At 66.8% G+C, this 10,390-nt stretch carries 10 protein-coding genes; 3 read left to right on the top strand and 7 right to left on the bottom strand.

The window, feature by feature from the left end; all coding sequences use genetic code 11:
- Positions 1-185: 185 nt before the first annotated feature.
- Positions 186-929 carry a hypothetical protein gene (locus QOI01_RS12985; protein WP_526381489.1) on the top strand — a complete coding sequence of 248 codons (744 nt, stop codon included), beginning with the start codon at positions 186-188 and terminating at the stop codon, positions 927-929.
- A gap of 9 nt (positions 930-938) precedes the next feature.
- On the opposite strand, the gene QOI01_RS12980 is transcribed toward QOI01_RS12985, so the two are convergent.
- The 6 genes from QOI01_RS12980 to QOI01_RS12955 all read right to left on the bottom strand — a co-directional run bounded on the left by QOI01_RS12980 (position 939) and on the right by QOI01_RS12955 (position 5,309).
- Positions 939-2,009 carry a sulfate/molybdate ABC transporter ATP-binding protein gene (locus QOI01_RS12980; RefSeq protein ID WP_526381487.1) on the bottom strand — a complete coding sequence of 357 codons (1,071 nt, stop codon included), beginning with the start codon at positions 2,007-2,009 and terminating at the stop codon, positions 939-941.
- 19 nt (positions 2,010-2,028) lie between these two features.
- Positions 2,029-2,841: a sulfate ABC transporter permease subunit CysW gene (cysW, locus tag QOI01_RS12975; RefSeq protein ID WP_526381485.1), complete on the bottom strand. Its 813-nt coding sequence runs from the start codon at positions 2,839-2,841 to the stop codon at positions 2,029-2,031.
- Positions 2,838-3,713: a sulfate ABC transporter permease subunit CysT gene (gene cysT, locus QOI01_RS12970; protein WP_526381483.1), complete on the bottom strand. Its 876-nt coding sequence runs from the start codon at positions 3,711-3,713 to the stop codon at positions 2,838-2,840. Before cysT ends, cysW begins: the two co-directional genes overlap by 4 nt.
- A complete protein-coding gene (locus tag QOI01_RS12965; RefSeq protein ID WP_526381481.1) occupies positions 3,710-4,750 on the bottom strand; it encodes a sulfate ABC transporter substrate-binding protein in 1,041 nt (346 codons plus the stop codon). The genes cysT and QOI01_RS12965 overlap by 4 nt, the downstream gene beginning before the upstream one ends.
- A 118-nt stretch (positions 4,751-4,868) precedes the next feature.
- Positions 4,869-4,961 (bottom strand): Ms4533A family Cys-rich leader peptide, encoded by a 93-nt coding sequence (locus QOI01_RS12960; RefSeq protein WP_526381479.1) that lies wholly within the window; start codon positions 4,959-4,961, stop codon positions 4,869-4,871.
- Between the two features lie 153 nt (positions 4,962-5,114).
- Positions 5,115-5,309: a hypothetical protein gene (locus QOI01_RS12955; protein WP_526381477.1), complete on the bottom strand. Its 195-nt coding sequence runs from the start codon at positions 5,307-5,309 to the stop codon at positions 5,115-5,117.
- 23 nt (positions 5,310-5,332) lie between these two features.
- Here QOI01_RS12955 and QOI01_RS12950 point away from each other — a divergent pair, with 23 nt between their 5' ends.
- Positions 5,333-6,559, top strand: coding sequence for an FAD-dependent oxidoreductase (locus QOI01_RS12950; RefSeq protein WP_526381475.1), 1,227 nt, complete (start codon positions 5,333-5,335; stop codon positions 6,557-6,559).
- A gap of 68 nt (positions 6,560-6,627) precedes the next feature.
- Positions 6,628-8,640: a glycoside hydrolase family 15 protein gene (locus QOI01_RS12945; RefSeq protein WP_526381473.1), complete on the top strand. Its 2,013-nt coding sequence runs from the start codon at positions 6,628-6,630 to the stop codon at positions 8,638-8,640.
- 3 nt (positions 8,641-8,643) lie between these two features.
- On the opposite strand, the gene QOI01_RS12940 is transcribed toward QOI01_RS12945, so the two are convergent.
- Positions 8,644-9,951 carry a thioester domain-containing protein gene (locus tag QOI01_RS12940; protein WP_526381472.1) on the bottom strand — a complete coding sequence of 436 codons (1,308 nt, stop codon included), beginning with the start codon at positions 9,949-9,951 and terminating at the stop codon, positions 8,644-8,646.
- Positions 9,952-10,390 lie beyond the last annotated feature (439 nt).

Here is a 10,390-nt window from a genome sequence, read left to right as displayed (position 1 = left end):
CTCCTGGAAGAACCTGACCGTGCGTCCCCGGACGACGTGGTCTTGTGCCCGCAGTGCGACCACGTCGTCCCGGATCTGCCGTTCTGTCCCCGCTGCGGAGTCGCCGGCCACGCCGCGTCCCGGACGTCGCGGGCGGCGCGGCGGTCCCCTCGTCCGGTTCCCGTCGGCCCGTCCGCTGACGCCCGATGAGCGCGCCTCCTGCCGCAACCCCACTGCCGGACTGGCCGGGCTACTCGGTCCCCGAACAGTCGTACACGGCACGGGCGACGCGCTCCACATCTCCTGTTCGATTGCTCCTGATCGTCGGTACCGTTGCCGTCCTCGTCATGGCCGCGTCGGTCGCCTTGTCGTTGTGGCTGACGCCGCCCACAGCTCAATTCGTGTGCCCGCCCGACTGCGGGCGGCCGCCGATCAGCAAACCCGTCGCTACCAACCCCCGCTTCACCCCGAGCAGCGGCGAGTTCTCGGTGTCCTACCCGGGTGAGGGCACGGCGTACGAGGCCACCTTCGAACCGAACGGGGTGGTGCTGGACCTTCTCGCAGGCGATGGCGGCACACTGCGACTGTTCGGACAACCCGCGAACGGTCAGACGCCGCGTCAGATCGCGAACGATCTGCTCAGGGAACACTACCCGGACGCGACGTTCGCCTACGAGATTCCGAACGCCTTCGTGGGATACCAACTCGGGTACGGCGAAGTCGCCGACGACTACCCGGCCGATGCGATCGGGGATGACGGGCGCAACCGTGTCCTGATCATGGTCGCCGTGAAGAATGACTTCGCGTTGATCGCCGCGGCGGCCGGGCCGTACCGCGAGTTCAGTCCGGAATTCGGCTCCGGCCATCCCTCGGGGGCCAACTTCTTTCTCGCGCTGGACATGGGCAAGTACGTCAACAGCTTTGCGTGGCACGGGGATCCGCCCCGCTGAAGGCGGGTGTCAGGCCTTCGTCAGCGCGGCGATGTCATCGGCTTCGTCGACCGCGGGCAACTCGGTGCCGCCGGGGATCGACGGCACCCGGGTGGCGCGGACGTAGACGGTGTCGCCCGCCTTCAAGCCGAGTGCCTCGGCATCGCCGCGGGTGATCTGCGCGGTGAACGCGGCATTGTCGGTGGCACCGGTGAGCTCGACGCGAACTTCGAAGCCCAGCACCGCGATTCGGTCGATGGTGGCACGGATGACGCCGGCTGAGGACACGCTGCCGTCGGCCTGCGCGATCGCCATGTCGGGGTTGCGGCCCACCCGAATGTCGTGCGGTCGGACCAGCGCGCCGTTCAAGGAGGACACCGCCCCGAGGAACGACATGACGAACCCGTTGGCCGGGTTGTCGTAGACCTCGGTCGGGCCGCCGACCTGTTCGATGCGGCCCTTGTTCAGAACCGCGATCCGGTCGGCCACGTCGAGCGCCTCTGCCTGATCATGGGTCACCAGCACGGTGGTGACGTGGACTTCGTCGTGCAGGCGGCGCAGCCAGGCCCGCAGGTCCTGGCGCACCTTGGCGTCGAGTGCACCGAACGGCTCGTCGAGCAGCAGCACCTGTGGGTCTACCGCGAGCGCACGGGCGAGCGCCATGCGCTGCCGCTGCCCACCGGAGAGTTGACTCGGGTAGCGGGTTTGGAAACCGGCCAGCCCGACGGTCTCCAGAAGGTTGTCGACCTTGTCCTTGATCTCGGCCTTGGGCCGCTTGCGGATCTTCAGCCCGAAGCCGACGTTGTCACGCACCGTGAGGTGCTTGAACGCGGCGTAGTGCTGAAAGACGAAGCCGATGCCGCGCCGCTGCGGGGGCACCCCGGTGACGTCCTGCCCCTTGATGGTGATGGTGCCGGTGTCTGGCTGGTCGAGCCCGGCGATGGCCCGCAGCAGAGTCGACTTGCCCGATCCACTGGGCCCGAGCAGTGCCGTCAGAGAACCCTCGGGAACGTCGAAGTCGATGTTGTCCAGGGCCACGAAGTCGCCGTAGCGCTTGTTGGCGCCGCGAACCGTGATCGCGTTTGGCTCATCGGAACTCATGGGATCTCCTAATCGAAGCCTATTTTGCCGCCCGGGCGCGCCGGGCGTCGAGGATCACTTGTACGACCAGCACGAACACCGCGACGGTCATCAGCAGCGTCGACACGGCGTAAGCGCCGTACTCCTCGCCGCGGCTGTAGCGGTCGGAGACGAGCAGCGTCAGCGTCTGCGAGGTGCCGGGAAGGTTGGACGACACCATGATCACCGCGCCGTACTCGCCGAGGGTGCGGGCGATGGTCAGCACGATCCCGTAGGTCAGGCCCCACCTGATCGACGGCAGGGTGATCCGCCAGAAGGTTTGCCACCACTGCGATCCCAGGGTGGCGGCGGCTTCCTCCTGATCGGTGCCGATCTCGTGCAGGAGGGGTTCGACCTCGCGGATGACGAACGGCAGCGTGACGAAGATGCTGGCCAGCACGATGCCAGGCAGCCCGAAGATGATCTTGAAGCCGAGATCGTTCTCGACGAAACCCAGCGCGCCCGCCGACCCCCACAACAGGATCAGGGCCACGCCCACGACCACGGGGGACACGGCGAAGGGCAGGTCGATGACGGCCTGTAACGCGCTCTTGCCGCGAAACCTGTTGCGCGCCAACACCAGAGCGGTCGGCACCCCGAATATCACGTTGAGCGGCACCACGATGGCCACGACGAGCAACGACAACTGCAGGGCCGAGATCGCCGCGGGCGTGCCGATCGATGCGAAGAAGGCGCCGATACCCGGCGTGAAAGTGCGCCAGAGGATCAGTCCGACCGGGACGACGACCAGGATCAGGATGTAGGCGAGTGCCAGGAAGCGGAGGAGATAACGCACCGACCGAGACAGGGTCATCGGGAGAGTTCCTCTCGCTTCGCCGCCCGGGAGCCGACCGCCCGAAGGACGAACAACACCAGGAACGAGGCCACCAGCAGCACGATGGAGATCGCCGCAGCACCCGTGCGGTCGTCGTTCTCGATGAGGGTGCGGATCCACTGAGACGAGACCTCGGTCTCCCCCGGCACCGCGCCGCCGATCAGGACGACCGAGCCGAACTCGCCGATCGCACGCGAGAACGCCAGGCCCGCGCCCGACAGCAGCGACGGCAGCAGCGCGGGCAGGACCACCCGCGTGAAGATGGTCAGGTTGTTGGCACCCAACGACGCCGCAGCCTCTTCCACCTCACGGTCGAGTTCCAGTAGCACCGGCTGCACCGAGCGCACGACGAACGGCAGCGTGACGAACAGCAGCGCGACGCCGACGCCCCACTTCGTGTGCTGAAGATGAAGTCCGACTGGGCTGTTCGGGCCGTAGAGCGCCAGCATCACCAGGCTCGCGACGATGGTCGGCAGCGCGAACGGCAGGTCGATGACGGCGTCGACGAGTCGCTTGCCGGGGAAGTCGTCGCGGGTCAGCACCCAGGCCACCAGGAGACCGAAGAACAGGTTCACCACGGTGACCCCGACCGAAATCGTCAGCGTCACCTTGTAGGACTCGAGGGCTGCATTGGAGCTGACCGCGCTCCAGAACAGACTCCACCCGCCACCGGCCGACTGCCACAGGATGGCAGCCAACGGTAGTAGCACGATGACGCTGAGCCACAGCGTCGCGGCGCCTACGCGCAGCGACGTCGTGCCGTGCCGACGGCGCGGCAAACCCGGCGGCCGGGCCCCATCACCTTCTGGCTGGGGCCGCGCCTCGGGAGTCGGCGCCAGCCCAGCCGTCATCCCGTGGCCTGCTTGTAGATCTTGGTGATCGAGCCGTTGTCCTTGTCGAACAGCGCGGGATCGACCTCTCCCCAGCCGCCGAGATCGGTAATGGTCCACAGCTTCTCGGGTGCCGGGAAGTCAGCGGTGAAGTCGGCTGCCACGGCGGGATCGACTGGGCGGAAACCGGCCTGAGCCCACACCTTCTGACCCTCTGGGGTGTACAGGAAGTTCTTCAGCGCCGTGGCCTGCTGCAGGTGGGCGCTACTGGTGACGACCGCCACGGGATTCTCGATCTTGAACGTCTGGGGCGGGTTGATGTGCTCGACCGGCTTGCCCTGACGTTCGGTGTTGATCGCCTCGTTCTCGTAGCTGATCAACACGTCGCCCGTACCCTGCAGGAATACGTCGGTCGCCTCACGGCCCGAGCCGGGGCGCGTCTTCACGTGCTCGGTCACCAGCTTGTTGACGTAGTCAAGACCCGCCTGCGGGTCCTTGCCGCCGTTACTCTTGGCGGCGTACGGCGCCAACAGGTTCCACTTGGCCGAGCCGGAACTCAGCGGGCTCGGGGTGACCACCTCGAGGCCCGGCTGCAGCAGGTCGTCCCAGTCCTTGATGTTCTTGGGGTTGCCCTTGCGCACGACCAGCGAAACCACCGACCCGAAGGGGATGCCCTTGGTGGCGTCGGTGTTCCAGTCCTTCGCTACCTTGCCGGCCTTGACCAGGCGGGTGACGTCGGGTTCTACGGAGAAGTTGACGATGTCCGCGGGCTTGCCGTCGACCACGCCTCGGGACTGGTCGCCGGACGCGCCGTACGACGTCGTCACCGCGACGCCCTTGCCCTCCGGAGTGGCCGCGAACGCGGGGACGATCTTGCTCCAGCCCGGTTCGGGCACGGCGTACGCGACGAGGGTCAGGGTGGTGTCGGCCTTCGGCTGATCCCCACCCCCGGCGACGTCGCTGGAGCCGCCCCCGCACGCCGCCAGCAGGGTAGCCGTGACGGCGAGAGCGCCGATGCTGGTCCAGGACTTGAGCGAGGTGAGCTTCGAAACTGGCATTGGTGGCCTTTCCTTGCGGGTAACGGGCGTCGGAATCCCGTTCGACGGCAAGGTGGCATATCAGTCCGTGGGCACGTAAACGCCCGCCACCGACACCAAACCGCGGGACGGATTGGGGTCAGCCACAACAGTGGACGTCTGCAACAGCGCAGGTACCCACGGCAATGAGGACCAGAACATGGCCCCCAGTTTTGCCGGTCACTGCGTGCATGGCGCGAATCGTAACAGAGTTCATTCACAGGGACGGAGCACGACGACCGGGGACGGTCACGGACGCCTCGTCAGCGGGCGATCAACCACATGACCAGCACCAACACGATCAATACGATCAGTACCAGGGTCACCCGGGAGCGCGGCATACCGGTCACGACGAATCCTCGTCGGAGTGCATGGCCCGCTGCAGCAACCGGATGCCGTTACCCAACGCGCCGTCCAGCACCACCGCGACCGCGTAGGCCAGCGCCAGCACCGCCGGCATCACCACCACCGTCTGGGCGACGAACCCCAGACCGGACAGCCAGAGTTCGACTCCGTCCCACCAACTCAGGATGCCGCTCATCGGATCCACCCTACGATCAACGGATGAGCAACCCGGTCAAAGGGACGACATGTTTGATCGCAGGCGGCGGCCCGGCGGGCATGATGCTGGCCCTTCTCCTCGCCCGCGGTGGCGTCGACGTCACGGTGATGGAGAAGCACGCCGACTTCCTGCGTGACTTCCGCGGCGACACCGTGCACGCCAGCACACTGCGACTATTGGACGACCTCGGCCTGGGCCAGGACTTCCAGAAACTCACACACCGCATGATCGAGACCATCGGCATGAAGATCCAGGGCGTGGAGGTGGACATCGATCTGCATCACATCCCGGGCCCGCACAAGCACATCGCGCTGGTCCCGCAGTGGGACTTCCTCGAGTTGCTCGCGACGGCCGCGGAGAAGGAGCCCTCGTTTCGGTTGATGCGCAGCACCGAGGTGCTCGAACCCATCCGCGAGCGCGGCCGCAGGGTCGTCGGTGTGCGGTACCGCAGACCTGATGGTCAGATCGCCGAGATGCGCGCCGATCTGACGGTGGCTTGCGACGGCCGGAGTTCGGCACTGAGGACGTCGATGGGGTTGGAGCCCAAAGTCTTCGGCGCGCCGATGGACGTGTGGTGGTTCCGGCTGCCGCGCGCCGAGCAGGATCCGCCTGGGCTGGAGGGCGTGCTGACGACGGGGCACGCGATGATCGTCATCGATCGCGGCGACTACTATCAATGCGCCTACATCATCCCGAAGGGCACCGACTCCCAGTTGCGGGCCGCGGGCATCGAGTCTCTGCAGCGCACCATCGCATCGCTGGTCCCGCAGTTGGCCGACCGCGTGGACCAGCTGACCTCGTTCGACGACGTCAAACTGCTCGACGTGCAGCTCAACAGACTACGCCGCTGGTACACCGACGGTCTGCTGCTCATCGGGGACGCGGCGCACGCGATGTCACCGGTCGGCGGCGTCGGGATCAACCTGGCCGTCGCGGACGCCGTCGCGGCGGGGCGCGTCCTGGCAGCCCCGCTGCGTGCCGGGCAGGTATCCACCAGGGAACTGGCCAGGATTCAAGCCAGACGCTGGGTTCCGACCGCGCTCATCCAGGGGCTGCAGCGGGCAATGCATGCGGGGGTCATCGCAACCGCCGTCGTAGAGGGCGCGTCCCGCCGGCCGCCGTTGGGCGTGCGACTGGTCAGCCGCGTGCCGTTCCTGCGCACCCTCGCCGGATATGCGGTGGCCATCGGGCCGTTACCCGAACGTGCGCCCGCATACGCCAGGCGTTGAAAACCCCGAGATCGGAAACGCCCGCCCACGAGTAGACGCCGGGCGCCTGTGCAGTTGATGATGTCCGCATGGTTCTCCAGCACAGCGGGCCCGACAATGAGACCAGCACGTCCGATCACGTGCCCGAGGCGCCGTACACGGTGACCGCCCCCGTGCCCTATGCCCCTGGCGGACCGCTGCGGAACACGTTTCCGCCCATCGCGGACTACGGGTTCCTGTCGGACTGCGAGAACACCTGCCTCGTCTCCTCGGCCGGTTCGGTGGAGTGGTTGTGCGTGCCGCGACCGGACTCGCCGAGCGTGTTCGGCGCGATCCTGGACCGTGGCGCCGGGCACTTCCGGCTCGGGCCGTACGGGGTGACGGTGCCGTCCGCCCGCCGCTACCTTCCCGGCAGCCTGATCATGGAGACCACGTGGCAGACCCACACCGGCTGGCTGATCGTGCGCGACACGCTGGTGATGGGACCCTGGCACGATCTCGACACCCGGTCGCGGACCCACCGCCGCACACCCATGGACTGGGACGCCGAGCACATCCTGCTGCGCACCGTGCGCTGCGTCAGCGGCGTGGTGGAGCTGGTGATGAGCTGCGAGCCGGCCTTCGACTATCACCGCGAAGCGGCCACCTGGGAGTACTCGGCGTCCGCATACGGCGAGGCCATCGCCCGCGCGAGCAAGAACCCCGAGGCGCACCCGACGCTACGGCTGACAACCAACCTGCGCATCGGTCTCGAGGGGCATGAAGCGCGGGCCCGGACCCGACTCACCGAGGGCGACAACGTGTTCGTCGCCCTGAGCTGGTCGGGTCACCCGGCGCCGCAGACCTTCGAAGAAGCCGCCGACAAGATGTGGAAGACCAGCGAGTCGTGGCGCCAGTGGATCAACATCGGCGACTTCCCCGACCACCCGTGGCGGTCGTATCTGCAACGCAGCGCGTTGACGCTCAAGGGACTGACCTACTCGCCGACCGGCGCCCTGCTCGCGGCGAGCACCACGTCATTGCCGGAAACCCCTCAGGGCGAACGCAACTGGGACTATCGCTATTCGTGGATCCGTGACTCCACCTTCGCTCTCTGGGGGCTGTACACGTTGGGCCTCGACCGCGAGGCCGACGACTTCTTCTCCTTCATCGCCGACGTCTCCGGCGCGAACAATGGCGAGCGGCACCCACTCCAGGTGATGTACGGCGTCGGTGGCGAGCGCAACCTGCTCGAGGACGAGCTCACCCACCTGTCGGGCTACGACAACTCACGCCCGGTGCGCATCGGCAACGGCGCGTTCGATCAGATGCAGCACGACATCTGGGGTTCGATGCTCGACTCGGTGTATCTACACGCCAAGTCGCGAGAGCAGATTCCGGAGATGCTGTGGCCCGTGCTCAAGCTCCAGGTCGAGGAGGCCATCAAGCACTGGCGCGAGCCCGACCGCGGCATCTGGGAGGTTCGTGGCGAGCCGCAGCACTTCACCTCGAGCAAGGTGATGTGCTGGGTGGCGCTGGACCGTGGCTCGAAACTGGCCGATCTGCAGGGCGAGAAGAGCTACGCGCAGCAGTGGCGGGTGATCGCCGAGGAGATCAAGGCCGACATTCTCGCCCACGGCGTCGACCACCGCGGCGCGCTCACCCAGCGTTACGGCGATCCGGCGCTGGATGCCTCGCTGCTGCTCGTTCCGTTGACGCGGTTTCTGCCGCCCGACGATCCGCGCGTCCGCGCGACCGTCCTGGCCATCGCCGACGAGCTGACCGAGGACGGCCTGGTACTGCGTTACCGCACCGAGGAAACCGATGACGGCCTAGCCGGGGAGGAGGGCTCATTCACCATCTGCTCGTTCTGGCTGGTGTCGGCGCTGGTGGAGATCGGCGAGATCAGCCGGGCCAAACATCTGTGTGAGCGGCTGCTGTCGTTCGCCAGCTCGCTGCACCTCTACGCCGAGGAGATCGAGCCGCGCACCGGTCGGCATCTCGGCAACTTCCCGCAGGCGTTCACCCACCTGGCGCTGATCAACGCCGTCGTGCACGTGATCCGCGCCGAAGAGGAAGCCGACAGCACCGGCGTGTTCCAGCCGGCCAACGCACCGATGTGACGGTCAGCCGCTGAGGGTCTGCAGGGCTGATTCCTCTTCCTCGAACCGTTCATCGGCGAAGGCAGTCCACTGCAGATGGAAGTTCACCACCAGCGGCGCGGGAAGCGCCAATGCCACTGGGGTGAGTCGACTGTTCACGTCGTCGCGGGCGACGCCGGTGATCACCCGACCGCCGAAGCCGTCGGCACGCGCAGGCACCGTCGCGGTGACCGTGGCGGAGTGCGAACCCGTGTCCGGGCGCACGTAGAACTCGCCGCCCGGTTCGCACAGAACCAACGGTGAACCATCGGCGTCGAGAAGTGATCCGCCTGAAATCAGGAGAGCAGCAACACCATTGGCGTGAAGACGAAGCGGGCCTACCAGTCCATCGTCCACCACGGCATCAGCGGCCGACAGCTCCGGAGCCACCGCGTGCCGGCGGGCCCAGCCGGCTCCAGCGAGCAGATGGTCATAGAGATGGACGACACGGTCCGGGTTGCGGTAGTGACTCAATCCCTCGAGCCAGAACGTGACCTCGCCGAGGTCGGCGCAACCGTCCGCCACGTCCGCGACGAGTCGGTAGTCCCGGTACCCCTGACCGCTCTGGCCGGGGCGATGCGTGAACAACGTGCTGCCCGAACCGAGCACCTTCCGGTAGCTGCCCGGTCCTGACGTGGTCAAGGTCGACGACGGCACGTCGCGCCAGTCGGAACCGTCGACCGACTTCTGGAGCCGCAATGACACGGGTTCCGCCGAAGCGACGTCGACGGTATAGCCACCCAGTTGATGAGCGCCCTCGAACTCGAAGACGATCGAGTCGGGGCTGCGCCGGACCGCGACCGGGACGTTCCGCGGACGGTCGTCCAGCTGCATGTCATTGGTGAAGAACCAGATCGCGGCCTGTGTCGCCGCGATGGCCTCGTGTTCGGCCACGTTGGCCGACCCCAGTGGATAACCGGCGGCCCGCAGTCGGTTGCTCAGTTCCGCGGTCCCGATCGTCGGGAAGGAGTTGCGGAGGATCCAGTCGACTTCCGGCTCCCTGGCCCTGGCCTGCAAATTCGTCACCGCCGACCACGTCGCCGCCCGATAGTGCGACGGGCCCGTTGGTGCGACACCGCCGAAGTCCAGCGAATAGGCCTCGACGTTCGGGTTCAGCCTGATCAGGTCGGTCCGCGCGACTGCGCCGTCGATGAACACCAAGGTGCCCACCGTGTGGGAGTAGGTGCCGCCGCGATACCTCGTCAGCCGGCTCAGCGCACCGCTACCTGCGACTTCGCGACGACGTACGGCCACAGCGGAACGGCTGCGGTCAGGGAGGGTCAGGGGGTTCATCGGTTGACTTTCTGGAAGCTGACGCGGGACGGCGCCGCCGATCGGGCGGGCGTCAACGCAGGACAACTGGGACGTCAGAAAATCAACAACAACAACACGGCAGCACGGAGCAGCGCGCGAACCGATGGCGCGGCGTCGGTGCGGACTGTTGCATGTCGACCACGATACGGGACGAACGACGAGCCGCAAACAGCGCCTTTGCATCGCGTTGCGCACTAACCCTGTTCGAAGACGTGATGAGTCCTATCCTTGGCCCCGTACCGCCCGGCTCACCGCCACACCATCCTCTTCAGCTCCAGGAGGCCATTCATGACGTCGTCTCAGAACGAGTCGCAGGCCTTGGGCGATCTTGCTGCCCGGCAACTTGCCAATGCCACCAAGACCGTTCCGCAGCTTTCGACCATCACTCCGCGTTTCTTGTTGCACCTGTTGAGTTGGG

Origin of the sequence: Mycobacterium sp., from assembly GCF_032162605.1 — a bacterium.
Lineage (GTDB): Bacteria > Actinomycetota > Actinomycetes > Mycobacteriales > Mycobacteriaceae > Mycobacterium.
This window is presented reverse-complemented; position numbering and strand designations above follow the sequence as displayed.

Bases quoted from the DNA above. Each gene is read 5' to 3' on its own strand.
- QOI01_RS12985 (WP_526381489.1), top strand. From the start codon at position 186: ATGAGCGCGCCTCCTGCCGCAACCCCACTGCCGGACTGGCCGGGCTAC.
- QOI01_RS12980 (WP_526381487.1), bottom strand. From the start codon at position 2,009: ATGAGTTCCGATGAGCCAAACGCGATCACGGTTCGCGGCGCCAACAAG.
- cysW (WP_526381485.1), bottom strand. From the start codon at position 2,841: ATGACCCTGTCTCGGTCGGTGCGTTATCTCCTCCGCTTCCTGGCACTC.
- cysT (WP_526381483.1), bottom strand. From the start codon at position 3,713: ATGACGGCTGGGCTGGCGCCGACTCCCGAGGCGCGGCCCCAGCCAGAA.
- QOI01_RS12965 (WP_526381481.1), bottom strand. From the start codon at position 4,750: ATGCCAGTTTCGAAGCTCACCTCGCTCAAGTCCTGGACCAGCATCGGC.
- QOI01_RS12960 (WP_526381479.1), bottom strand. From the start codon at position 4,961: ATGCACGCAGTGACCGGCAAAACTGGGGGCCATGTTCTGGTCCTCATT.
- QOI01_RS12955 (WP_526381477.1), bottom strand. From the start codon at position 5,309: ATGAGCGGCATCCTGAGTTGGTGGGACGGAGTCGAACTCTGGCTGTCC.
- QOI01_RS12950 (WP_526381475.1), top strand. From the start codon at position 5,333: ATGAGCAACCCGGTCAAAGGGACGACATGTTTGATCGCAGGCGGCGGC.
- QOI01_RS12945 (WP_526381473.1), top strand. From the start codon at position 6,628: ATGGTTCTCCAGCACAGCGGGCCCGACAATGAGACCAGCACGTCCGAT.
- QOI01_RS12940 (WP_526381472.1), bottom strand. From the start codon at position 9,951: ATGAACCCCCTGACCCTCCCTGACCGCAGCCGTTCCGCTGTGGCCGTA.